General features: G+C 60.0%; 19 protein-coding genes, 1 tRNA gene and 2 pseudogenes. 11 read left to right on the top strand and 11 right to left on the bottom strand.

Going from position 1 to position 23,382, the window contains the following annotated elements; all coding sequences use genetic code 11:
* Both SM130_RS18705 and SM130_RS18710 read left to right on the top strand, forming a co-directional pair.
* Positions 1–1,548 carry a SpoVR family protein gene (locus SM130_RS18705; protein ID WP_102826183.1) on the top strand — a complete coding sequence of 516 codons (1,548 nt, stop codon included), beginning with the start codon at positions 1–3 and terminating at the stop codon, positions 1,546–1,548.
* A 99-nt stretch (positions 1,549–1,647) separates the two neighbouring features.
* The gene (locus SM130_RS18710) at positions 1,648–2,817 is read left to right on the top strand and encodes a multifunctional CCA addition/repair protein (protein WP_102826184.1); all 1,170 of its coding nucleotides are present in this window, start codon (positions 1,648–1,650) and stop codon (positions 2,815–2,817) included.
* Positions 2,818–2,826: 9 nt separating this feature from the next.
* Here the strand turns inward: SM130_RS18710 and folK are convergent, their stop codons facing one another.
* Both folK and folB read right to left on the bottom strand, forming a co-directional pair.
* Positions 2,827–3,369, bottom strand: a complete 543-nt coding sequence (folK, locus tag SM130_RS18715) for a 2-amino-4-hydroxy-6-hydroxymethyldihydropteridine diphosphokinase (RefSeq protein WP_102826185.1) — start codon at positions 3,367–3,369, stop codon at positions 2,827–2,829.
* Positions 3,360–3,713: a dihydroneopterin aldolase gene (folB, locus tag SM130_RS18720; RefSeq protein ID WP_102826186.1), complete on the bottom strand. Its 354-nt coding sequence runs from the start codon at positions 3,711–3,713 to the stop codon at positions 3,360–3,362. Before folB ends, folK begins: the two co-directional genes overlap by 10 nt.
* Positions 3,714–3,789: 76 nt before the next feature.
* On the opposite strand from folB, the gene plsY reads away from it, so the two are divergent.
* Positions 3,790–4,359 (top strand): glycerol-3-phosphate 1-O-acyltransferase PlsY, encoded by a 570-nt coding sequence (gene plsY, locus SM130_RS18725; protein ID WP_102826187.1) that lies wholly within the window; start codon positions 3,790–3,792, stop codon positions 4,357–4,359.
* Between the two features lie 15 nt (positions 4,360–4,374).
* On the opposite strand, the gene tsaD is transcribed toward plsY, so the two are convergent.
* A complete protein-coding gene (gene tsaD / locus SM130_RS18730) occupies positions 4,375–5,400 on the bottom strand; it encodes a tRNA (adenosine(37)-N6)-threonylcarbamoyltransferase complex transferase subunit TsaD (RefSeq protein WP_102826499.1) in 1,026 nt (341 codons plus the stop codon).
* Between the two features lie 197 nt (positions 5,401–5,597).
* Between tsaD and rpsU the strand changes: the two genes are divergently transcribed.
* The 3 genes from rpsU to rpoD all read left to right on the top strand — a co-directional run bounded on the left by rpsU (position 5,598) and on the right by rpoD (position 9,816).
* Positions 5,598–5,813, top strand: a complete 216-nt coding sequence (gene rpsU, locus SM130_RS18735) for a 30S ribosomal protein S21 (RefSeq protein WP_102826188.1) — start codon at positions 5,598–5,600, stop codon at positions 5,811–5,813.
* A 138-nt stretch (positions 5,814–5,951) separates the two neighbouring features.
* Entirely contained in the window at positions 5,952–7,895 is a 1,944-nt protein-coding gene (dnaG, locus tag SM130_RS18740) for a DNA primase (RefSeq protein WP_102826189.1), read from the top strand.
* Between the two features lie 67 nt (positions 7,896–7,962).
* Positions 7,963–9,816 carry an RNA polymerase sigma factor RpoD gene (gene rpoD, locus SM130_RS18745; RefSeq protein ID WP_102826190.1) on the top strand — a complete coding sequence of 618 codons (1,854 nt, stop codon included), beginning with the start codon at positions 7,963–7,965 and terminating at the stop codon, positions 9,814–9,816.
* 43 nt (positions 9,817–9,859) lie between these two features.
* Here the strand turns inward: rpoD and SM130_RS18750 are convergent, their stop codons facing one another.
* Genes SM130_RS18750 through SM130_RS18785 form a run of 8 tightly spaced genes read right to left on the bottom strand, consistent with a single transcriptional unit; the run spans position 9,860 to position 19,093 of the window.
* A complete protein-coding gene (locus SM130_RS18750) occupies positions 9,860–10,981 on the bottom strand; it encodes a glycosyltransferase family 4 protein (protein WP_102826191.1) in 1,122 nt (373 codons plus the stop codon).
* Positions 10,982–10,991: 10 nt separating this feature from the next.
* On the bottom strand, positions 10,992–12,077 hold the full coding sequence (locus SM130_RS18755) for a glycosyltransferase (protein ID WP_102826192.1): 1,086 nt from the start codon (positions 12,075–12,077) through the stop codon (positions 10,992–10,994).
* A complete protein-coding gene (locus tag SM130_RS18760; protein ID WP_102826193.1) occupies positions 12,074–13,180 on the bottom strand; it encodes a glycosyltransferase family 4 protein in 1,107 nt (368 codons plus the stop codon). The genes SM130_RS18755 and SM130_RS18760 overlap by 4 nt, the downstream gene beginning before the upstream one ends.
* Complete coding sequence (locus tag SM130_RS18765) at positions 13,177–14,373, bottom strand: glycosyltransferase family 4 protein (RefSeq protein ID WP_102826194.1); 1,197 nt, start codon at positions 14,371–14,373, stop codon at positions 13,177–13,179. The genes SM130_RS18760 and SM130_RS18765 overlap by 4 nt, the downstream gene beginning before the upstream one ends.
* Positions 14,370–16,100 (bottom strand): ATP-binding cassette domain-containing protein, encoded by a 1,731-nt coding sequence (locus SM130_RS18770; protein ID WP_102826195.1) that lies wholly within the window; start codon positions 16,098–16,100, stop codon positions 14,370–14,372. Before SM130_RS18770 ends, SM130_RS18765 begins: the two co-directional genes overlap by 4 nt.
* A complete protein-coding gene (locus tag SM130_RS18775) occupies positions 16,097–17,017 on the bottom strand; it encodes a glycosyltransferase (protein ID WP_102826196.1) in 921 nt (306 codons plus the stop codon). The genes SM130_RS18770 and SM130_RS18775 overlap by 4 nt, the downstream gene beginning before the upstream one ends.
* On the bottom strand, positions 17,014–18,192 hold the full coding sequence (locus SM130_RS18780) for a glycosyltransferase (RefSeq protein WP_102826197.1): 1,179 nt from the start codon (positions 18,190–18,192) through the stop codon (positions 17,014–17,016). Before SM130_RS18780 ends, SM130_RS18775 begins: the two co-directional genes overlap by 4 nt.
* 1 nt (position 18,193) lies before the next feature.
* Positions 18,194–19,093 carry a glycosyltransferase family 2 protein gene (locus SM130_RS18785; RefSeq protein ID WP_102826198.1) on the bottom strand — a complete coding sequence of 300 codons (900 nt, stop codon included), beginning with the start codon at positions 19,091–19,093 and terminating at the stop codon, positions 18,194–18,196.
* Between the two features lie 632 nt (positions 19,094–19,725).
* On the opposite strand from SM130_RS18785, the gene SM130_RS18790 reads away from it, so the two are divergent.
* From SM130_RS18790 to SM130_RS18805, 5 genes and pseudogenes are all read left to right on the top strand, one after another.
* Positions 19,726–19,802: transfer RNA gene (locus SM130_RS18790), tRNA-Ile, on the top strand.
* Between the two features lie 301 nt (positions 19,803–20,103).
* Positions 20,104–20,388 (top strand): annotated as a pseudogene (locus tag SM130_RS18795) (DUF4172 domain-containing protein); the annotation flags it as partial.
* A gap of 284 nt (positions 20,389–20,672) precedes the next feature.
* A pseudogene (locus SM130_RS18800) lies at positions 20,673–20,969 on the top strand (PAAR domain-containing protein); the annotation flags it as partial.
* A gap of 1,151 nt (positions 20,970–22,120) precedes the next feature.
* Positions 22,121–22,402: a putative Ig domain-containing protein gene (locus SM130_RS22355; protein ID WP_423835169.1), complete on the top strand. Its 282-nt coding sequence runs from the start codon at positions 22,121–22,123 to the stop codon at positions 22,400–22,402.
* 443 nt (positions 22,403–22,845) lie between these two features.
* Positions 22,846–23,352 (top strand): hypothetical protein, encoded by a 507-nt coding sequence (locus tag SM130_RS18805; RefSeq protein WP_102826200.1) that lies wholly within the window; start codon positions 22,846–22,848, stop codon positions 23,350–23,352.
* Positions 23,353–23,382: the final 30 nt, after the last annotated feature.

A 23,382-nucleotide genomic window follows, 5' to 3' on the forward strand; every position in this document is an offset into this window, starting at 1 on the left:
ATGAAACGACAGCCCATTTCCACCGGCTCGGAATGGACCTTCGACCTGGTTCGGCAATACGACCGTGAGATCGGTCGGATCGCCGAACGCTATGCACTGGACACCTACCCGAACCAGATCGAGGTGATCACCGCCGAGCAGATGATGGATGCCTATGCCTCGGTCGGTATGCCGCTGGGTTACCACCATTGGTCCTACGGAAAGCAGTTCCTGCACACCGAGAAGCACTACAAGCGCGGCCAGATGGGCCTGGCCTACGAGATCGTGATCAACTCCGACCCTTGCATCGCCTACCTGATGGAAGAAAACACCATGTGCATGCAGGCACTGGTAATCGCTCATGCAAGCTACGGGCACAACAGTTTCTTCAAGGGTAACTACCTGTTCCGCACCTGGACCGACGCCAGTTCGATCATCGACTACCTGGTATTCGCCAAGCAGTACATCATGCAGTGCGAAGAGCGCCACGGCATCGACGCGGTGGAAGACCTGCTCGATTCCTGCCATGCCTTGATGAACTACGGCGTCGACCGCTACAAGCGCCCCTACCCCATCTCCGCGGAAGAAGAGCGCCGCCGCCAGAAGGATCGCGAGGAGCACCTGCAGCGGCAGATCAACGATCTCTGGCGCACTATTCCCAAGGGTACGGACAAGGGCGATGGTCAGGCAGACAGCCAGCGTTTCCCGGCAGAGCCGCAGGAAAACATCCTCTACTTCATCGAGAAGCATGCGCCGCTGCTTGAGCCCTGGCAGCGCGAAGTGGTGCGCATCGTGCGCAAGATCGCGCAGTACTTCTATCCGCAGCGCCAGACTCAGGTGATGAACGAAGGCTGGGCGACGTTCTGGCACTACACCCTGCTCAACGACCTGTATGACGAGGGCCTGGTCACCGACGGCTTCATGATGGAGTTCCTGCAGTCGCATACCAGCGTGATCTACCAGCCGGGCTTCGACAGCCCCTACTACAGCGGTATCAACCCCTACACGCTGGGGTTCGCCATGTACCAGGACATCCGCCGGATTTGCGAGCATCCCACCGAGGAGGACAAACGCTGGTTCCCGGAGATCGCCGGCAGCGACTGGCTGACCACCGTCAAATTCGCCATGAACAACTTCAAGGACGAGAGCTTCATCCTGCAGTTCCTCTCACCCAAGGTGATCCGCGACCTCAAGCTGTTCAGCATTCTCGATGACGACCGCAAGGACGAATTGCTGGTCCCGGCGATCCACGACGAAAGCGGCTACCACACCATTCGCGAACTGCTCGCCGCGCAATACAACCTCGGCAACCGCGAGCCCAATGTGCAGGTATGGAACGTCGACCGGCGTGGTGATCGCTCGCTGACCCTGCGCCATACGCAGCACGACCGCAAGCCGCTGGGCGCATCCACCGAGGAGGTGCTCAAGCACCTGCACCGACTCTGGGGCTTCGACGTGCACTTGCAGTCGATGCAGGACGACAAGCTGGTCAACACCCACCACATGCCGCCGCGCACGAGCGGCGAGTCGGAAGCCGACGGGCGTTTTCCCGGCATGAACTTCGCCTGACCTCGGGCCGCGGGCATGCTCCGCGCCCCTGCCTCGCCATCATCGCGCGTGGCCTCCGCGTAGATATCCTTTATCCTCCGCGCCAACGGAGGTGGATATATGCAGGTTTTTAAAGTCGGCGGCGCGGTGCGCGACCGCTTATTAGGCCGCCCGGTCAGCGAGGTGGACTGGCTGGTGGTCGGCGCCACGCCGGAAGAAATGCAGGCCCGCGGGTTTCGCCCGGTCGGTGCGGACTTTCCGGTATTCCTGCACCCGCAGACCGGCGAGGAATACGCGCTGGCGCGTACCGAACGCAAAAGCGGCCGCGGCTATGGAGGGTTCACCTTCCATGCCAGCCCCGACGTCACGCTCGAAGAAGATCTGCAGCGGCGCGACCTCACCATCAACGCCATCGCTGAAGACGACGATGGCCAATTGATCGACCCCTACGGCGGCCAACACGATCTGCAGGCGCGGCTGCTTCGCCACGTCTCCCCCGCATTCGCCGAAGACCCGCTGCGTGTGCTGCGCGTCGCGCGCTTCGCCGCACGCTACGCCGAACTCGGTTTTCGTATCGCCGATGAGACGCTTGAACTGATGTGCCAGCTGGCGCGCTCCGGCGAGCTGTCGGCACTGACGGCGGAGCGCAGCTGGAAAGAGATTTCGCGTGCGCTGATGGAGCCGCGGCCAGATGTTTTTATTCAGGTACTGCGTGATTGCGGCGCGCTGGCCGAGTTATTCCCGGAACTGGCCGCAGCGTTCATCACAGGGAACGCCCACGGTGAACACCTGCTCGGCACCCTGCGCCAGTGCGCAGCGCATGGGCAACCGTTGCCGATACGCTGGGCGTGCTTGCTGCTCGGTTGCGCAACGCCGGAGGTCGACCAGCAGGCACACTTGGCCGCCATCGATGCGCTCAACCAACGCTGCAAGGCGCCGAGGGACTGCCAGGAACTGGCGATGCTGCTTGGTCGATATCACCAGGATGCTTGCGCTGCCTGGACGCTGCCGGCCGATACACTGCTCGACATGCTGCAGCACTTTGATATCTATCGCCGCCCCGAGCGCTTCGAGCAATTCGTTGCTGCCTGCGAAATGCACGCCCAAGCAGCCAAACCCGATCAGCCGTTTCCGCCAGCCGACTTTTTGCGTGGAGCCGCCAGTGCAGCACGCGCCGTGGCGGTCAAGCCGCTGCTGGACCAAGGTTTCAAGGGCGCCGAACTAGGCAAGGCGCTCGGTGCTGCTCGGCTCGAGGCCTTGCACGCCTACTGCCAGCAGAATGTGGGGTAAGCCGCGGGCTCAGACGGAGCGCGGGGGATGGCTGCGAATCAGCTCCGGCGGAGTGAGTTCGATACCGCGCCACTGAAACCGCACCGGCCAGAGCTGCTGGTCTATGGATGATTGCTCCCATAGTTCGGCGAAGTTCTTTCCAACAGCCGGATGCAGCAGGGCGGGCGCCAGTAACGCCAGCGGCCAGAGCACGAAGGCGTTCTGCAGAATTTCGGCGCGCGGCAATAGCAAACCATGGAAATTACCGACCAGACCGTCATACAGCAGCACGTCGATATCCAATGGCAGCCCTTTGCGGTCGGGAGCATAACGACCGTTATCGGCCTCGATGAACTTGAGCCGGCGGTCCAATTCAGTAAGCGGCAGGTCGGTGTAGCCGGCGACCACCAGATTGTAGAAATTGTCGCCCTTGTAGCCCACCGCCAAGCTCTCGAATACCGGCGAGCAGCGCATGTCCTGTAGCAAATCGACCAGTGCCTCGAGCCCCGCATGCAAGCGCAGTTCGCGCTGCACATTGCTGCCCAGGCCGAGCATGACAGGGGTCAGCGACATCCGCGTTCGATCTCCACACCCAACGCTCGGGCCCGCGCATTGACGCCGGGCTTGGTCACACGCAAGCGCAGCCAGACAATACCGAACTCGCTCATCAGGGCCTGTGCCAAACGCTCGGCAAAGGTCTCGACCAGCTCGAAGCGCGCTTCGCCAGCAAAGCGCTCGATATTCGCGGCAACCTGGGCGTAATCCAGCGCCTTGTCCAACTCGTCATGCTCGGCGGCCGGTCGGATGTCCCAGCCCAGCGTCAGATCCAGATGCAGGCACTGTCGAATGCCCCGCTCCCAGTCATAGGCGCCGATTACCGTATCCACTTCCAGGCCTTCTATGAAGACTGTGTCCACGCAACGTTCTCCTACGGCACGACAAGCTCGAAACGCGCCGTTAGACTCAAGGGACTCCCTGCCCCGGATGGATTCCATGTTCTGGCTGCTGACATTGCTCGCGTACCTGATCGGCTCGCTGTCATTTGCCATACTGCTCAGCCGCCTGGCCGGAATGCCCGACCCGCGTGCCGGCGGCTCCGGCAATCCCGGGGCTACCAATATGCTTCGTCTGGCAGGCAAGCGACTGGCGATCTGCACGCTATTCGGCGATCTGCTCAAAGGCTTGCTGCCCGTACTGCTGGCCGCCTCGCTGGATATGTCGATCCAACAACAGGCCTGGATTGGGCTGGCCGCGGTGTGCGGCCATCTCTACCCGCTGTACTTTCGTTTCCGTGGCGGCAAGGGCGTGGCTACGGCCGCCGGCACCCTGCTCGCGCTCTACCCACCGGCCGCGCTGCTGGCCGTCGTCGCCTGGCTGGTGGTGTTCCGCCTGACCCGCACCAGCTCGCTGGCCGCCCTCATCGCCCTGCCGCTTTGCCTGCCACTGCTGGCCTGGCAGCAACCCGACTCCCTATTACCGATGAACCTGCTGGCTACACTGATCGTCTGGCGGCATCGCAGCAACGTGCGCGACCTGTTCGCCGGGCGAGAACGACACTTCTGACCGCACCAGCGCTCATCAGATCGCCGGCAGCGTTTCCATTGACCAGCGTGGCTGCACAGTGATCGCCGGTCCATCGTGCTGACCGGCAAGCAGGCGTTGACAGCCAGCGTAGGCGATCATCGCGCCATTGTCGGTGCAGAAACGTGGACGCGCATAGAACACCTGGCCATTGAGCTCGCCGAGCATTTTCTCCAAAGACTGACGCAGCGACTGATTGGCGCTCACGCCGCCGGCGATGACCAGCGACTTCAGGCCCGTCTGCTTGAGCGCTCGGCGACACTTGATGGTCAGGGTTTCGACCACCGCCTGCTGGAAGGCCAGCGCGATATCGCAGCGGGTCTGCTCGGATTCATCACCAGCGGCGCGGCATTGCTGCCAGGTATTGAGGGTGAAGGTCTTCAGGCCACTAAAGCTGAAATCCAGGCCGGGCCGATCGGTCATCGGCCGCGGGAAAACGAAGCGACCCGGTGTGCCCCGCTCGGCTAGGAGGGCAATCTCCGGCCCACCGGGATAACGCAATCCCATGAGTTTCGCGGTTTTGTCGAAAGCTTCACCGGCGGCGTCGTCCACCGACTCGCCGAGTAGCTCGTACTGGCCGATACCATCCACGCGGACCAATTGCGTATGTCCGCCCGATACCAACAAAGCGACGAACGGAAATGCCGGCGGTTGTGCTTCGAGCATCGGCGCCAACAAATGGCCTTCCATATGATGCACACCGACGGCTGGCACGCCCCAGGCCAACGCCAGCGCCTGGGCGCAAGAGGCGCCAACCAGCAGCGCGCCGACCAGTCCAGGACCGGCCGTATACGCCACTGCGTCGACCTGGCCAGCCTCGCGCCCAGCCTCCTCCAGCACCTGGCGAATCAGCGGCAGCATACGTTTCACGTGATCGCGCGAGGCCAGCTCCGGCACCACACCGCCATAGACGCGATGCAGGTCGATCTGGCTGAATAGCGCGTCGGCCAGCAAGCCCTGCTCGCTGTCATACAACGCGACACCGGTCTCATCACATGAAGTTTCCAGCCCTAGCACCAGCATGGGCACGACCCTTTCTAAGAAGCGAATGAAGCCGCGCATATTAATCGCCGGGGCCAGCGACCGACCAGCGCTTTTCGCTCAGGGGGCTTTGCATTCCAAGCGGCAAGGCGTTAACATCCGCAACCCTTAAAACCAGCGTGCTCGCGATATTTGCCGAAGCGCGTTGTAACCGGTAAACAAGTGAAGGTACGTCCTGGATGCCCAACGTTAAAGTCAAAGAGAACGAACCATTCGACGTAGCTCTGCGTCGCTTCAAGCGTTCCTGCGAAAAAGCAGGCGTTCTTGCAGAAGTCCGCTCGCGTGAGTTCTACGAGAAGCCGACTTCCGAGCGCAAGCGCAAGGCTGCTGCTGCAGTCAAGCGTCACGCCAAGAAAGTGCAGCGCGAGCAGCGCCGCAGCGTTCGCCTGTACTAATCCAGTACAGCTGACGCCGCATCAAGCCCGGCTAAGGCCGGGCTTTGCATTGCATGCATACTCCGCTTCGCCAGCCGGCGAATGGCCGGAGTTTTTTCATTTCCGGCTCATGCAATGCGAGCATAATCTGACACACCTATGGCCGGCCTGATCCCGCAATCCTTCATTGATGATTTGCTCAACCGCTCCGACATTGTCGAAGTGGTGGGTTCGCGCATCCAGCTGAAAAAGGCCGGCAAGAACTACAGCGCCCTCTGCCCCTTTCACAAGGAAAAGACGCCATCCTTTAGCGTCAGCCCGGACAAGCAGTTCTACTACTGCTTTGGCTGCGGCGCTGGCGGCAACGCGCTCGGCTTCGTCATGGACCACGACCAGCTGGATTTCCCCCAGGCGGTCGAGGAACTGGCGAAGCGCGCCGGCATGGAAGTCACCTACGAGGACAGCGGGCGCAAGCACAAGCCACGTCAGCCGGTCGACTCGCCGCTCTATCCATTGCTCGCCGCGGCCACCGACTACTACCGCCAGGCCCTGAAGAGCCACCCGACCCGCAAATCGGCCGTGGACTACCTCAAGGGTCGCGGCCTGTCCGGCGTGATCGCCCGTGATTTCAGCCTGGGCTTCGCCCCGCCCGGCTGGGACAACCTGATGAAGCATCTCGGCGGCGATGCGCTGCAGCAGAAAGCCCTGATCGACGCCGGTCTACTGATCGAGAATGCCGAAAACGGCAAGCGCTACGACCGCTTCCGCGACCGTGTGATGTTCCCCATCCGCGACAGCCGCGGCAGGGTGATCGCCTTCGGCGGCCGCGTTCTGGGCGACGACAAGCCCAAGTATCTGAACTCGCCAGAAACCCCGGTATTCCACAAAGGCCAAGAGCTCTACGGCCTCTATGAAGCCCGCCAGGCCAACCGCGACCTCGACGAGATCATGGTGGTCGAGGGCTACATGGATGTCATCGCCCTAGCCCAGCAAGGCTTGCGCAATGCCGTCGCCACCCTTGGCACTGCAACCAGCGAAGAACACCTCAAGCGACTGTTCCGCATCGTGCCAAGCGTGCTGTTCTGCTTCGACGGCGACGCCGCCGGACGCAAGGCCGCCTGGCGGGCACTGGAAGCTACCCTGCCGAACTTGCAGGATGGTCGTCGCGCACGCTTCCTGTTCCTACCGGACGGCGAAGACCCGGACACACTTGTCCGCGCCGAGGGCACCGATGCGTTTCGTGCACGCATTCAGCAGCATTCGCAGCCGCTGGCCGATTACTTCTTTCAGCAGCTGAGCGATGAAGCCGATCCGCGCTCGCTGGAAGGCAAAGCCCATCTTGCTACGCTCGCAGCGCCGCTCATCGAAAAGATCCCCGGCACCAATCTGCGCGCATTGATGCGCCAGCGCCTCGCCGAAATCACCGGCCTGAACGGGGAAGCCCTGCAGCACATGGCCACTGCACCTGCGCCGAGCCCCGGCAGCAATACGTCTGAATACGACGACTCGGTGTACTACGAAACCGGCGCACACTACGCCGAAACGGATTACTTCGAGCCCCCCGAAGCCGCGAAACAACAGCGCAGCGGCAAGAAAGAATGGAAGAAAGACTGGAAAAAATCCGGGCAGCGACCAGACTTCAAACCTCGCGGACCTCGCATACCAGCCACAGTCGAGCCACCGACTCTGACCACCTTGCGCACGCTGCTGCATCATCCCGAGCTGGCACAGAAAGTCGAAGATGTCAGTCATTTCGCTGCGGAAGACGATACATACGCGCAATTGCTTGTCGCACTGCTCGGCACGCTACAAAAGAATCCGAAGCTGCGTAGCCTGCAGCTGATCGCCCGCTGGCATGGAACCGACCAAGGGCGACTTTTACGTGCACTTGCGGAGAAAGAATGGCTGATCTCTGCCGATAACCTTGAACAGCAGTTTTTCGACACCATTAATAGTCTTGTCGCCCGACAGCGGGAACGCCGACTCGAAAGCTTGCTGCGCAAGGCTCGCCTGGGTGAACTCAGCGCAGAGGAAAAAGACCAACTGCGTAACCTATTGAGCCGTAACGCAATACCCGCTACACCGACCTCAACTGGCGCCTGAGGTCCTTGCTCGGCTATAATGCTCAGCTTGTTTTCAGCCCGCCAGAACCTTCAGTGGATAGGGTTATATGTCCGGAAAAGCGCAACAGCAGTCCCGCCTCAAAGAGTTGATCCAGCGTGGCCGTGAGCAGGGTTACCTGACTTACGCCGAGGTCAACGACCACCTACCGGAGGATATTTCCGATCCGGAACAGGTGGAAGACATCATTCGCATGATCAACGACATGGGCATTAATGTATTCGAGGTTGCCCCGGATGCCGATGCCCTGTTGTTGGCCGAAGCCGATACCGATGAAGCCGCTGCCGAGGAGGCCGCGGCCGCACTCGCTGCGGTCGAAACCGACATCGGTCGCACCACCGACCCTGTGCGCATGTACATGCGTGAAATGGGTACCGTTGAACTGCTGACCCGCGAAGGCGAGATCGAAATCGCCAAACGCATAGAGGAAGGCATTCGCGAGGTGATGAGCGCTATCGCTCACTTCCCCGGCACCGTCGACAGCATCCTCGCCGATTACCAGCGTGTAACGACCGAGGGTGGCCGGCTGTCCGACATCCTCAGTGGTTATATCGATCCTGACGACGACGGCGCTGCCGGCCCTCAGGAAGTCGAACCCGAAGCCCCGAAGGCCGCCGCGAAAACGGCGACCGACGACAAGGACGACGAGGAAGAAGACGACTCCGATAGTGAAGAGGAAGAAGGCGACGGCGGTCCGGATCCAGAAGTTGCACGCCTGCGTTTCGGCGCGGTTGCAGAACAACTGGAAAAGGCCAACAAGGCGCTCAAGAAGCATGGTCGCGCCAGCCAACAGGCCATCGAGGAGCTCGAAGCCCTCGCCATCCTGTTCATGCCGATCAAGCTCGTACCCAAGCAGTACGATGCGCTGGTCGAACGTGTACGCAACGCCCTGAACCAGATCCGTATTCAGGAACGCGCCATCATGCAGCTGTGCGTGCGTGATGCCCGCATGCCGCGTGCCGACTTCCTGCGTCAGTTCCCGAGCAACGAGATCAACCTCGACTGGGCTGACCAGCTAGCTGGCGGCAAAGGCAAGTACGCCGAAGCTATCGGCAATCGCAAGGAAGACATCCAACGCTGCCAGCAGAAGCTGATCGAGCTGCAGCAGGAATGCAACCTGGCAATTGCTGACATCAAGGACATCAATCGTCGCATGTCCATCGGTGAGGCCAAGGCCCGCCGGGCGAAGAAAGAAATGGTCGAGGCCAACCTGCGCCTGGTCATCTCCATCGCGAAGAAGTACACCAACCGCGGCCTGCAATTCCTCGATCTGATTCAGGAAGGCAACATCGGCCTGATGAAGGCAGTGGACAAGTTCGAATACCGCCGCGGTTACAAGTTCTCGACCTACGCCACCTGGTGGATTCGCCAGGCGATCACTCGCTCCATTGCTGACCAGGCGCGGACCATCCGTATCCCGGTGCACATGATCGAGACGATCAACAAGCTCAACCGCATCTCCCGTCAGATGCTGCAGGAAATGGGTCGCGAACCCACGCCTGAAGAGCTTGGCGAGCGCATGGAAATGCCCGAGGACAAGATCCGCAAGGTACTGAAGATCGCCAAAGAACCGATCTCCATGGAAACGCCAATCGGTGACGACGAAGACTCGCACCTGGGCGACTTCATCGAAGACTCGGCCATGCAATCGCCGATCGACGTAGCCACCGTGGAAAGCCTCAAGGAAGCGACTCGCGAAGTACTCTCCGGCCTCACCGCTCGTGAAGCCAAGGTACTGCGCATGCGCTTCGGCATCGACATGAACACCGACCACACCCTCGAGGAAGTCGGCAAACAGTTCGATGTCACCCGCGAGCGGATCCGCCAGATCGAAGCCAAGGCGCTGCGCAAGCTGCGCCACCCGACGAGAAGCGAGCATCTGCGCTCCTTCCTCGACGAGTAAGACCAGAACCCCCGGCATGCCGGGGGTTTCTTTTGCTAGCGCTTTATCCTCGAGAATCGCGCGTTAAATTGCGATACAGCGTCATGTATCGCTCGGCCATCAGCTGCGCAGTGAATAGCTGCCAGTATCGCTGCTCCGCACGCTTCCCCATCCGAGCCGCCTCCGCCTCATCTCCCCAAAGCTGCTGCATAGCTACGCGCAGCGCCTTTGCATCGTCTGGCGGCACTACCAACCCCGTTTCTCGATCGACATTGATAAAGGTTGTTCCCGTGCCAATCTCGCTGGAAATCATCGGCTTGCCATACATGGCCCCCTCAAGCAGCGAAATGCCAAAAGCCTCCGACCGCAGGTGCGACGGGAACACAATGGCATAGCTCAGCTGCAGCAAGGCGACCTTGTCTTCGTCGGGCAAGTAACCAAGAAAATGAATGTTCGTGAGCCCCAGCCGAGTCGCTTGCGCTTTTAGCTCAAGCTCAATGGGCCCAGCGCCTACGATGGCGATAGGAAAGCCTGTTTCCTGCGCCGCCTCCAGCAGGATGTGCAACCCCTTGTAATAACGAATGACCCCTACGAACAAAAAGAACTTCGGCCCGAAACGACTTCGCCACAAACGTAATCGCTCCATACACGGCTGCGGATAATTCGCCTTTTCAAGGCCAATCGGAATGATGCTGACCTTACTTCGATACCTGCCCAGAACGTCACTGGTCGCCACATAGTTGGGCGAGGTCGCGACGATATGGTGCATGTCCGCAAGAAAGCGCCTTTCGAGAGGGCGGTACAGTTTGAGCAGGTGCTTCTGACGGATGATGTCCGAATGGTAGGTCACCAGGGTCGGCTTGCGCGTCCGCGCCATGAAATGCACCAGATCCATGAACGGCCAAGGGAAGTGGTAGTGAATGAGGTCGACCTGGCCTGCCAACCTGCGGAAGATCGGGAGAACGGGAGCCGAGAATCCGGTCGATGCGACCTCGAAATCCAACCTCGCACGGTGCAATCGGTAGCCGTTCATATCGACCGGTTGCTCGCTTGGGTTTCGGGACAATGACAAAACATCGGTAGTCACCCCCAGCTTGGCCGTCCCCCTGGCGATTTGATCGATGACCTGCTCGATACCCCCCATGCTGTCCGGTAGGGCGGTTTTGTAGAAATGCAGTACACGCATACTGAGGCACCTACCGGACAATGGCGTCGAAGGTTGAGATAAAGCGACTCAACGAAAAGTCGTTCGCGCGATGCTCACAAGCCGGGCGCATTGCGAGCGCCACGCTGCCGGACAAGTGCTTTACAGCATCGGCGATGGCTTCCGGCGAGGGATCGGAATCGAGGAGCAAACCGGTGGCGCCATGAATGACGCTTTCCCGCAGGCCACCCTCATTCACCGCAACGATCGGCTTGCCTGCCGCCATAGCCTCGACGGCTGACATGCCGAAATCCTCGTCTTTGGGCACGTATAGAGCAGCGATGGCATGGCCCACCCAGTGCGCCAGCTCGGCCTCACCCAGCCAACCCACGAAGCGGATATTGCGAGCATCGCCTGCGAGCGCTTTCAGGGCCCCCAGCTGTGAGCCGCCAGATGCCACTACCAAGTGCTTGTCTGGCATGTTCAGGAACGCCTGGACGATGCGGTCTATGCGCTTGTTGGGCTCGAGCCGTCCGAGCGAGATGTAATAGTCACCTTGCCCGAGATAACGGAAATGTTGGGTGTCGATTGGTGGATAGACGACTCGGGCATCGATGCCCGTTTGCAGAAACAGACGCTCCCGAACATGCGCTGAATTGACTAACACATCGTCCATGGCACGGATGGCCGTGAGGTAGGCCGAGCGATAACGCGAGATCGCCAGACGCAGGCACTGCCGCAACGAAGCGGGAGCTCGTTGAAGATAGGTCTCCATCAAGTCGAACGCGAAGCGCGGCGGAGTATGACAGTAGTAGATCCGCCTTCCATGCGGTTGTCCCAGCACTGCTAGCGGAGCATACAGTCCGCTGTATATCACGCACTCGGCGTTGCCCAGCCACGAATGACCCCATCCAAACGCGGCCAACGCGCGCGGAATGCGGGGCAACACTCGCAGCGCCGGACTGCCGATAACCCACGGCTGCATGATCGACCGCTCGCCCGTCTCGAGAAACCCTGGATATATCCCGGAAACGCCTAAAGAGAATCCGTCCAGACCGTTCGCCAGAGAGATGACCAGACGCTCCGCTCCTCCGCTGACCTGCAGATAGTCGTGCAGCACCCATCTCGTTGGCGTCATGGGCAGTCACCCCCAACAAGGCGATCCAGCAAAAGCAGCGTAACCAGACGCGCTTCGTAGGTTTGCGCCGCCCTGGCATGGCCTGCCTCACCAAGACGACGACACAAATGCGGAGAGGTAACGATGCGCGCTAGGGCCTCGGCCAGCGCGCGAGTGTCGCCTGGAGGCACCAGCAACCCGTCTACTTCATGAGTGATCAGCCGCGCCGGCGCACCAGCGGCATACGCGACCACGGGCTTTCGATGCGCCCAAGCCTCGATCACGGCCCTACCGAAGGCCTCAGGGCCACCGGAGTGCGGTACCGATGCCACCACTACTGCGCAGCAGGTCCGCAGGAGCGGCGAAGGATCGGGCACATAATCGACAAATCTATAGCTGCCACTGAGGCCGACCCGGTCAACCAGCTTCATCAGCCGCTCCCATAGCGCTGGATCCGTTCTCATACCGCAGGAGATCAACGAGACTGGTCGGCGCTGTGCATGCAGGTACTGCAGCGCAACTGCCAGCTCTACATGTCCCTTCCAGGGGTTCACGGTGGCGAGGTGTAGGATCGGTCCCCCGTACGAAACGTTTCCATCCTCCATCTCTACCATGTCCGGCACGACGGTCCAGGGCGATGCCCCGAACGGCTGCAGGTGGAAGGGGCTGAGGTAGCCCAGCCGCTCAGCCACCACGGCATCCGGCACCAGAACACGCACGCCGTGCAAGCGTTTGAAGATGAAGTCGATGTCTTCCCACAGAAAGTCGCGCACGTAGAGGTGGCAGCGGGCACCCAGAGAGGTCACGAACCTGGCAGCCATAGCCGCGATCAATGCGGATGCCTGGGTATTGAGCAGCAATGCGTGCGGGCGGTAGCGCAGACACTCCGCAACCAGACGCAGTGCGCTTAGCCGTCTGTCCGTGCGTGTCTCCCCCCCTGGTACTCGGATCACTGTTACGTTGCTGGGCAAGGTGCCCGGCCGAGTGAGCTGTTCCAGATGAATTGAATTCGCTACAAAAATCCGGACATAGATATCGGCCGGAACGTGTCGAGCGATGATCTCGACACTGCGCTCCGCGCCGCCGTAGCCCGACGCAATAGATAGGATAAACAGCGTTTTCATGGGGTGCGGTACTGCTCCCAGCAACGCGCCCAGCCTGCTGCGGCAATGCGTTCGGCGGCCTCAGGGTGGCTGCCCAGATGCAGGACCGCCGAGGCAAATTCATCTGCTGTTTCGGCCAGCAGGAAGTGCTCACCCGACGTTAACTTCAGTCCTCGCACGCCATGGCGGCTGGATACCACTGGACGACGGTGCGCAAGCCCTTCCAATGTCTTGAACTTGGTACCGCCGCCGGATCGCAAAGGGACTAGCACGACGTGAGTCGCGGCATAGCAGGCCGCGAGATCCTGCACATCGGGCAAAAATTCCACATGGGGCGTGGTCTGCAGCAACCGCGTGAGAACGGGAGACGCATGCCGGCCTACGATGCGCAGCCGCCATGGCCGTTCCAATCTTGCAGCCAGTTCGGGCACTAGCTCCTGCACCAGTACACGTGCCGCCTCTGCGTTAGGGGGATAATTCAGGGTGCCGACGAACAACAGGCCGAGTTCACCCCCCGCAGGCACTGGTGGATGCACGTCCGACACGGCAATGCGGTTGGCCCGGCATTCGACGGTCGCTGTCGCGGTGTTGCTCATGCGGCGGCAGTCCTCTTCTGCCGCCAGGTAAAGAGTCCGGTAGCGGTGTTTGAGGGTGCGTTCGACCACTCGGTATTGCAGCGCAACGGAGAGACCGCAGACCGACTCACGATAATGTCCGATTCGCCAGGCCGCACCAGCAACGCTCAGGCGGGTGCTTGATTCAAGGTCGTCCAGATCGAGATCGATGGCTGCAGCGGGAAAACGCCGAGATAGAACCTCGCCAATTTCGTGCAGGTAAAGTCTGAAGACGACGATGCGCCGAACCGGTTCCTCGGCCAGGTGGGATACCAAGAAGTCCAACGCCGTCACTGAGGTCGGTTGCTGCCAGTCCGTCACAAGGCGCCGGGAATAACGGGCAAGAAACGGCAGCCAAAGCCCCACCAATCGATATACCCCCCTCGTGGGTGCCGTGGCTGACCGCAGCGGCCAGATTCGCTCGGCAGGGTAGTCGAGAGGAATCGGCGGCCAATCGGCGTCTGCACCCGGCACGATCAGATGGACCCGATATTCGCGAGCGAGCGCCTGCAACCAGTCCCAGGCGCGCAGTGCACGTCCAGAGCCGCCTGGCAGTGGCAGAACGGGCGAAATAAAAATGGCGACGGGCTTCTCGTTCATGGCGATGGCGTCACGACCTCCCCCAATGTGCCGTCCCGCAGGCGCAGCACCTGGTCAGCGAAGCGCAGATTGCCGCTGCGATGGGTGATGTACACAACGCTCATGCCCGGACGTTCGCGACGCAGGCTGGACAGCAAACGGGTTTCGCTTGTCTCGTCGATCCCTGATGTGGCTTCGTCCAGCAACAGCAGATCAGGTTCCCGGTAAAGCGCTCGAGCCAATGCCAGCCGCTGCCGCTCGCCGCCGGAGAGCCGCGCTCCGTCCGCGCCAACCTGCGCATCGCGCCCGCCCGGCAATCGGCCGACCACCTCGCTCAGGCAGGCCAGCGTCAGCGCAGCGTCGACACGGGCAATGTCGCCAGCGTCGAAGCCGAACACGACGTTCTGCATGACGCTGCCATCTAGCAGAGCGACATGCTGAGGCAGGTAAGCGATGCCCGGTGGCCGAGCAAGGGACCAGGCGTGACGTACCGCTCCGGCTTGCGGTGTATGGATGCCACAGAGCAGCTCCATCAGGGTGCTCTTGCCGCTCCCAGACGGTCCAACAATGGCCAACCAGGACGGATGAGCAATGTTCAGGCTTGCATCAACCAGCACCGGCGGCAGGTGCGGCGCATGGCGAAAGGTCACGCAATCCAGGCTAAAGCAGGACGTATCGGCTGGGTGCGAGACAACCCCCACCTGCTCTGTGCGCCCCGCTGTCGTCCGCTCAAGCTCATTCAGCACCAGCTCGATGTTGTACCCGGCGCCGTACAGCCCGGTTCGCGTGCTGAGCAGGTTCATCATCGCCGGCAACATAGCCCGGGCCACCACGGCATAGAAGATCAGCTGCGGCAGCAGATCGGCCAAGGGCAACTGCAGCAGCATCCATACAGATACCGTCAGCAACAAAATGCTGAGTACGACGAAATCCAATACCAGCCGAGGCAAGGCAGGATAGAAATTCAGTTTCACATTGGCGCCAGCCATGTCATCCAGCGCACGGTTGATGTGCTGGAGAAAGAACCTCTCCAGCCGGTAAACGCGGACCTCCCTAAACGACGCGAAGGCCTCTGCCATGCCAACGTTCCAGCGTTGCAACGCACTCTCCCGGTTATGCGCCGCCTGCTTCTGGGCATGCCCCAGCAAGCCCTGGGTCAAGGCATTCAGGATCAGGAAGAGAACGGCCAGGAGAATCGAAACCAGTGGGTACTGCCACAGCATCAGGCCACTTAGAAACAGCAACATCAACGCGGAAGAAATCATCACCACGCACAGATGGCTTACGTAGGCGGCATCTACAGCAGTGGTCGCGCAGCGGCGAAAGTAGTGAGTGCGGCTCTCGCTGCGAAACCCCAGCCAATCCAGATGCAGGTAACCATCGAGCAGGCGATTGACCGTATCGTGCTGAACCTGCTGGTTGAAACGAGCGCCAATCCAGTTGAGCAATATCTGCGAGGCCAGCTTGGCCAGGATCAGTAAGAACAAACCGAAACTCAGTGCCGGTATTGTCGACCACCCCATGCGGGCGATGACCGTCTCCACCACCACCGGGCACCTATCGTTGAGGCAGCTCACATAAGGAATGATACTCGCGGCGACCAGCATCTCGAGCAGCGACAAACCGCAGGCGCAAAGCGACACGAGCAGGAGCTGACGTTTATGCCGCGGTGACAGGAAGCGTGACAGGGCGCCGACGAGCTGCCGAAGTTTCCACTCGCTGTTGCTGCCCTTGCTCAGCGCACTCATCGGCCATCCAGCAGCGCGCGCACCGCGTGCCGCGGATGGCGCAGCATCGACATTGCGTATTGTCGGCAATAGGCCGCGCGACTGACCGCGACATCCTCTGGCAGGAAGCGACGGGCGTGGCGGGCATAGGTGCTGTTGGCAAACGCCACGTAATCAACCGTAAGCAGCCCCGCGTGGAAATGGCTGAAGTCCAGCCGTTTTTCGGCGAACCATAGATGATTCCACAGATGCAGACTGTAGGCCCGGTCCGGCAGCACTACGTCGCGCAGCAGGAGATCGTCGATCCCGCGCGGGGTCCAGTCGAGGGCATAGAACGCACTGGGCGGCTGGATATCCACCAGATCTGGAAAGGCCTTGCTCAGCTGATATGGAAGGAGCGTCGAATGGTTGCTCCAACTGCCATCGAAGGCTTCCTCCATGCCATCCAACCAGCGACGGCAGAACGCTGCACCACGAGCGGAGGCGATCCAGGCGTTGCACAGCGAGCGGCCATCCGCCGCCGCTGCGGGCGCCTTCTCTTCGCCGAGAATGAACTGACGCGAATGCCAGGATGAGGGGAACGGTCGCAGGAAGAGCGTATCGATATCTGCATAGATGCCTCCCTCTTCTAGCAGGATGCGCAGCCGAGCAAAATCTGCCAGATGCGCATAGCGAAACGCAGCGATCTGCGGATCGTCGTAGCGGTATGCCGCGACGAAACCTTCCGGATCTATCCTGCGCAGCCGCAGTTTCGGTTTGATCCGCTCCCACCATTCGCCATGGGGTTCATGGTGGTAATGAAAATGCACCTCGTCAGGCCGGTTCACCTCAATGCAGGACGCCAGGCACAAGTAATACATCAAGTGAAACGGTTCGCTTTGCTCCCGCAGGCCAAAGACGAAATGAAACACGTTGGGAATGGTCGGTGCCGATGTCATGCAAGCACCTCGACCAACGCATCGGTCACTGCGCCCTTGGAGAAGTCGTGGGCGATACGCTCCGCTTGGTGGCGCGCACGTGTTTGCGCGCTTTGCGGGTCAGCATGGATCGTACGCAGGTGCGCGGCAGCCTGTGCCACCAAGGGTTCGGCCCATTGATCGCTCGGCTTGTAGCTAGCGGCCCAGGTAGGTTCATGCACCGGCACAAGCGTGTAATCAACGGGATAGCTGAACGCAGGGTTTAGAAAATCCTGCTGGCCGCCATAGGCGGTCATTACCACCGGCTTGCCAAGGCGTGCAGCTTCGAATGCGCCCAGGCCCCACCCTTCCGCGCGTGCGAGCGAGATGAAGCAATCACCCAATTCATGCAGGGCGAGCATTTGCGCGTCATCCAACGACTCGTCCTCGATGAGTGCGACCGTGGCCGCACGAGGGAAACGCCGGGCCATTTCGGCGACCGTCGTGGCTGGCGAAGGATGGCTCAAGCGGAACCCGTTGCGCCAATGCCGATGCCAGCGCGTGATGTCCTGGCGGCTGGTCTTGAGGATCATCAGCACCGGATCATCCACATCGAACGCCTGCCAATAGGCTTCCAGCGCAAGGTAAGGCGCCTTGCGATGCGACCAGAACCCGATGTTGTAAAACACCTGGCGCCCGTCAAGATTCAGCGAACGGGGAAAACGAGCGCGCAACGCCGCGTGGGCTGCCTCGCCAGCCAGAGGAATATCATCGAACTGAGAAAGATGCGCGACCACGTGGATCGGCACCGTCACCCCGGAACGGCGGAACACCTCGACATTCCACCTGCAGGGGACGATCACTCCGTCCAGCCGATTGAGGATGGCCGGCCAGTGTTCCGGCAGGCGCTCCAGCTCCCATACCGTATAACCGAAGATGAGCCGGTTCTTGCCCCGCTCCCGCTCGATGATAGGTGGGTAATACTCCGGCACTGTATGGATGAGTACCCGATCGTACTCAATCGATTTGTTGCAGACCGAGGCCAGCTTGGCGCAGGGCCAGACGCTGCTGGTCACCGCCTCGTATTGAGCAGCGCCCGGCATCATGGGCGTCCAAGTCAGGACGACGCCTGCGTCGACCAACGCTCGAACATAGGCTTTCGCAGCGACTGCGTAGCCGGTGGTATCGCCCCAGGATATGTACTTCAGACCGCGCATATCATTTGCGCCAGGATGCGAGATGGTAGGTAACGAAGCCTTTGAACAGGCCGACAATCCGCGCGGCGAACGCTGCGCTCTTCCAGCCCTTGAACGAAAAAACCTGCAAAAGAGCCGAAACCAAAGCTCGCAAACCCCAGTTGAGAATGTGAGGTTTAGGGTTCTTGGCGATCAACGCACCGTCGCCGATTGCATAGGAGTGGAAACGACTGACGGCCCAGCGGTTCCATGGCGGAATCTTGCTCGGATGACGCATCTTGATTTGCGGGTCGTAACAAGCCTTACCGGAGCCGATATGTTCGAACATGCGATGCATCAGATCGATGCCCTCCGCCGCGGGATAAGGCGCACCGGGGCCAAATCGTTCGTCGAACCCTCCGGTCAGGATGAACAAGTCTCGACGAACAAACAGCGTCGCCTCGGTCAGGCAACCAAACATCGTGCGCCGGCAAAACACAGTCGGTGCCTGCTTCCAACGCAGCACATTCGGGGCCCCTGCCTCATCAATGGTTTGGCCAGTAATCACCTGAACCTGTGGATCGCGCGCGACGCGACTTACTTCGCTCAGCGCATTGGGCAGCAACCTGCAATCGTCATCAGGAAAGCCTAGCCAGATACCTCGAGCCAGCCTGCCACCCAAATTGCGCGCGCGGCTTGCGCCTCGAAACGAGACACGCTCATGGGTGATGAGCAGTTGCCCAGAGAACTGGTCGACGACCTCAAGCAAACGGTCATCGCCGTTCTGATCGACGACGATCACTTCGAACATCGGTGCATCCACCTGGCCGACCAAGCTCGCCAGGCACAGCGCCAGGTCGCCATCGTCATGCAGCGTCGCGATGATCAGGGAATACTGGATGGTCTTCTCGTGTTGCGCGGTAACAGACGGGCAATCTTCCATCACAAGCGCTTTACCGCAGTTACCGCCAACAACGGATTCAGCACAGTATTAGAAGCAAGCAGGGCAGCACTCCACCTAGGCGCAACTGCGGTCGCGCCGAGCCAGGCATACCAGAAAACAATTAGCGACCCGATCCTGCTTTCGCTTGCTACCCATTGCCCACCAAATGGGCGAGGCGCACTACCAGCCTTCCACACTGCGACCACCGTCTACCTCGCCTTCCAGTCCTGGATCACGGCAAGCATCACCACGGATGACAAGCCTCTCCTGCTAGTAGACCGCTGCTGAAGCAAAGTTACTTAACAACGGTTATGCCATGCATAGCGCATCGAGGAAGTTCGATGTAGGCCACTAATGTGACCGTGACCGGTCTCAGGTAGATAGCATTGCCGTAAGGCTCACTTTTGACAGTCCCTCCTTCTCGCGGCATTGGGGACCAAGCGCGCTCCTGCTCAACCCCAACACATCGGCGTTGGTGCCTGGCTCGTATCCAGCTCAGATCAAACAGATTTTTTCGAAAGCGAGACGCCCCCGAATGGCAACCTGACGCAGATAGTGGCTACGACGGCTACTCAATTTCACCAAGCAGGTTGGCGCACCAGGACACCGCCGGTATAATCCGCCGGCTTTTGGGGCCTATAGCTCAGTTGGTTAGAGCAGAGGACTCATAATCCTTTGGTCCACGGTTCGAGTCCGTGTGGGCCCACCAAATCCAAAGCCGCGCACTGCGCGGCTTTTTTGTGCACGATGGAAAAGTGGCCCGCACTCCCTAGTTCAATCCTGCAGTTCGACAGCGAGCCGAGTAGGCGGGTTATTCGGCTCACTATATGAGCCGAATAACCTCACTAATCGGCTCACAGACGAGCAGCCCCCGAATGACCCACGCTGGATCTGGCAGCAGCCCAGTTGGCCGCACTTCAGTTGACAGGCCGATGCACACGCCCCGCTGCTGCGCGCCTGCGCTCAGGGGCGCTTGCTCGGCATGCCCGATGCCATTGGTGGTGATACCGAAGAGTCTGGAGCAAGCCCTTGCCCGTATCGACAGAGTGCTGGCCAAAGCTCGCTTCTGGCAGAAGCACCGCGGCCAGCCCCTCTCCACCGAACAAATCAAAATGCTCAATCGCCTGCTGGATGGCGGCGAACGAGGCTTTGAGGACGGTATCAGCGCCGCTCAATACCAGACCGCGGCCAGGGTTTCCAAAGCCACTGCTACCCGTCATTTAAGCGGGCTCCTGGAAAAGGGCTGCCTGGCGCGACTGCCTGGCGGTTGGCGCAGCACACGTTATCGCGTGAGCGCTGACGGAGGAGATACAGAGGAGTACTGCTCACACCTTAATCAACCCACGAGCACAGCACAGTCAGGCTGGAGATGCACCGGATGACGAACTCAGGGTGCTTTTAAAGTTGAAAACGCCTTTTAAAAAGCAGAAGCAGTCCCAAGCCTCCTACCAGATAAGGTCCTCACCCGACGCAAGATACCTAACAGCAGACGGTGACCATCGCCACAATTTAGCGAAGGCGACAAAAGCTGGCCGGACGACACGCGTAGGATCCGCGTACGTAAACAGGGAGCAACACCATGAGCGGAAAACCGGCGGCTCGCCAAACTGACCCCACCTCTTGCCCAGTGCCGGGCCATGGCACAAACCCCATCGCAGCAGGCTCACCGAACGTCTTCTTCGATAACCTGCCGGCTGCACGGATGAGCGATACGTCAGCCTGCGGAAGCCCAATAGTCGGGGCTGTCGCAAGCACTGTATTGATCAACGGCCTGCCCGCCGCGACACTTGGGAGCACGGGTGGCCATGGGAGCGTGATCATCGGCGGATCAGCTAGCGTGATCATTGGGGACTCCCCAGTAGCCGCACCCTTCACCGCGCCAACCTCACTAGCGCTGGCAGCGGCCGCAGCCGCAGCGGCTACTGTTAAGACACCAGACAGGCAACCATCGGCTACGGCTCTCACGGCACAACCCGCACAGCCAGCCGCACCGCTGGCCCCATCTACGCCGGCGATAGATCGAATCGCTGCGGCCGAGAAGATCCTGGACGACTTCGAATACTCAGTGCCCAAAGGGCGCGTGTTTAATGATCGCGGCTACCCCAAGGGAGGTCCGGGAGACCCATTCGAAAAGCAGCAAATCCTTGATCAGCTTCGGCTACGAGTCGCACGCGCGCACGGCAGACAGACCAATAGCCAGATGCGCCTTCCGGTCTACCCGGATCAAGACCGAACATCGTTATGTGGCCCTGCTGTCTTCTTCTATGCACTGTTGATGGATAGGCCAGACCTATACGCGCAATCCATCATCGATTTGTGGGAAACGGGAGAAACGACAATTGGCCACCTACACATCAAGCCCAGTTATGCCTGCTGCAACCCTAAGAACTTTAGCAACAAGGCACCGGGCGACCGTATACCCCCAATAGATTGGATCTCCCTGGCAAGTCTGCGAGATAGCGAGAACGGGTTATTGAACTACGACTCGCCGGACGATCAGGCCGCAGGGATCACCTTTCCTGGCGCGATTGAATCGTGGTTCGTGAAAGCTGGCGCATCAGTTGTATTCAACAACATCCAGCTTGGCAGCGTAAACCTGGATCGCTTACTCGAACTGCTTGGTTTTGTAGCCACCGCACATCACGTTGTGTCGCTCGTAAATGCGGCCATGGTTGATGGTGGGGCGGGGGTCGGGAAGAACCACTGGATTTTGTGGGAGGGTACTCCCGAAACATCAAATGGCGTCATCACACCCGCCACATCGCTGGAAGAAACAATTACCCACTCCAACTTTTTCTCTTGGGGAATGGTTGGGCATCTGGTAACCCGTGGCTATCGGCTAGACCAGTTGCTCGACAAGATTTTTGGTGGCCAGGTATTCACCCGAATTCCATAACGCAGAAGGAAATGCACATGAGATTTAGGTCATTCGCCATTGGCGGATTGGTGATGATGTTGTCCGGCTGTGAAGCTGTGATGTTTGGCAGTGTCCTTGCCGGCTGCGCTACCAGACCAGAACCAAAATTAATGCCTACGGAGCTTCCGATCGCCGAAGTAGGGACGCCATATAGCGTTCGGGTTGATGTGGTCGACGCAAGCACCCCTATTAGCAAACTGCTAGTGGCTCCAGCCCACCCCCTGCCTGAAGGCTTGGCGTTGAGCCATGAAACAAGGAAAAAGCATGGCCTCATCCAAGGGACACCGACTAAAACCGGTTCCTATGACGTACTGGTATACGGGAACACCTTCGGCACCCAATGCGCGGGGCAAGATGTGGAACGACTTTATAAACTCGAAGTGATGCCATAGCGGAGGTTTCAACAATGAGGCCTCAGGTTGGGCCTGACTAGACAGTGAGCCGAACAGGCTCGCTATGCAGCATTGATGCTGTCGCATAGTAGTCACACGCAGGGAGTCCGTCCGACCTGAAGTAACCTGACCTATTCCCGCTACGACTATGGGCATCATGCGTCGGTAATTCGCGGACGCGAAATCAACATCTGAGGCCTCGGGCCGATATGCACGCCCGACAATCGGACGCGGCCAAAACTAAACATGTGCGCATGCGAACTTTCACCGCATGGGTTCTACCCCGTTCGCCCCGCCTGGACTGTAGATTCGCCGACTGGCGTGCCGGCTAGGATGCTGGAGTTCAAGCCGCAATGAAACCCAGGATCAGAAAGCTACTAGGGTGCGCCGCTATTGCCGTCAGCCTGGCCGCTGCGCCTAATCTAAACGCCAAGGAGGGCGAGATGCCTAAGAAAATGATGATGTACTACGGCGGCTTTGAAATCGAAGATATGTTCGATGCGAGCCAGTGGTTTACTCGCGGTATGTACAAAACGCGAAACATTGAAGCCGATGGAGGCGCCAGTAATGTCACCATGCTGCGTAGCCAGCCCAAGCCGTTTACCCGCGAGCAGCTAAGCGAACTCCCGTATGCCGCAGCCGAGGCATTCGATGCCAGCGATCTCGAAAGCGTAGATACCGAGGCATTCGTTCTTAACCCTCCAGAGCTTGGCCATCGCATCCGCTACGCCTACAGCGCATTTGCCGAGCCGAACAAGCCTGAAGACTATTACTACCTCTACTTGGATCTAGCCGGTAGACGTTTTGCAGTCACCTTTTCTCGCGATGCTCAAAGTGGTGAGAACCTCACCGGGAAGGCCGTCAAGGAAATCATTGGCGATTACGCCTCGCAAGCCGAGCACCGTAAAGCCTTCGCCGAAATAGACGAGTTCGAGCGTAAAGCACACTGACTGCCACAGTGCCGCGCCAACTCCGCGGCA

It is taken from the genome of Stutzerimonas stutzeri (assembly GCF_038561965.1).
Lineage (GTDB): Bacteria > Pseudomonadota > Gammaproteobacteria > Pseudomonadales > Pseudomonadaceae > Stutzerimonas > Stutzerimonas stutzeri_AA.

Bases quoted from the DNA above. Each gene is read 5' to 3' on its own strand.
- SM130_RS18705 (WP_102826183.1), top strand. From the start codon at position 1: ATGAAACGACAGCCCATTTCCACCGGCTCGGAATGGACCTTCGACCTG.
- SM130_RS18710 (WP_102826184.1), top strand. From the start codon at position 1,648: ATGCAGGTTTTTAAAGTCGGCGGCGCGGTGCGCGACCGCTTATTAGGC.
- folK (WP_102826185.1), bottom strand. From the start codon at position 3,369: ATGTCGCTGACCCCTGTCATGCTCGGCCTGGGCAGCAATGTGCAGCGC.
- plsY (WP_102826187.1), top strand. From the start codon at position 3,790: ATGTTCTGGCTGCTGACATTGCTCGCGTACCTGATCGGCTCGCTGTCA.
- tsaD (WP_102826499.1), bottom strand. From the start codon at position 5,400: ATGCTGGTGCTAGGGCTGGAAACTTCATGTGATGAGACCGGTGTCGCG.
- rpsU (WP_102826188.1), top strand. From the start codon at position 5,598: ATGCCCAACGTTAAAGTCAAAGAGAACGAACCATTCGACGTAGCTCTG.
- dnaG (WP_102826189.1), top strand. From the start codon at position 5,952: ATGGCCGGCCTGATCCCGCAATCCTTCATTGATGATTTGCTCAACCGC.
- rpoD (WP_102826190.1), top strand. From the start codon at position 7,963: ATGTCCGGAAAAGCGCAACAGCAGTCCCGCCTCAAAGAGTTGATCCAG.
- SM130_RS18750 (WP_102826191.1), bottom strand. From the start codon at position 10,981: ATGCGTGTACTGCATTTCTACAAAACCGCCCTACCGGACAGCATGGGG.
- SM130_RS18755 (WP_102826192.1), bottom strand. From the start codon at position 12,077: ATGACGCCAACGAGATGGGTGCTGCACGACTATCTGCAGGTCAGCGGA.
- SM130_RS18760 (WP_102826193.1), bottom strand. From the start codon at position 13,180: ATGAAAACGCTGTTTATCCTATCTATTGCGTCGGGCTACGGCGGCGCG.
- SM130_RS18765 (WP_102826194.1), bottom strand. From the start codon at position 14,373: ATGAACGAGAAGCCCGTCGCCATTTTTATTTCGCCCGTTCTGCCACTG.
- SM130_RS18770 (WP_102826195.1), bottom strand. From the start codon at position 16,100: ATGAGTGCGCTGAGCAAGGGCAGCAACAGCGAGTGGAAACTTCGGCAG.
- SM130_RS18775 (WP_102826196.1), bottom strand. From the start codon at position 17,017: ATGACATCGGCACCGACCATTCCCAACGTGTTTCATTTCGTCTTTGGC.
- SM130_RS18780 (WP_102826197.1), bottom strand. From the start codon at position 18,192: ATGCGCGGTCTGAAGTACATATCCTGGGGCGATACCACCGGCTACGCA.
- SM130_RS18785 (WP_102826198.1), bottom strand. From the start codon at position 19,093: ATGGAAGATTGCCCGTCTGTTACCGCGCAACACGAGAAGACCATCCAG.
- SM130_RS22355 (WP_423835169.1), top strand. From the start codon at position 22,121: ATGCCTACGGAGCTTCCGATCGCCGAAGTAGGGACGCCATATAGCGTT.
- SM130_RS18805 (WP_102826200.1), top strand. From the start codon at position 22,846: ATGCCTAAGAAAATGATGATGTACTACGGCGGCTTTGAAATCGAAGAT.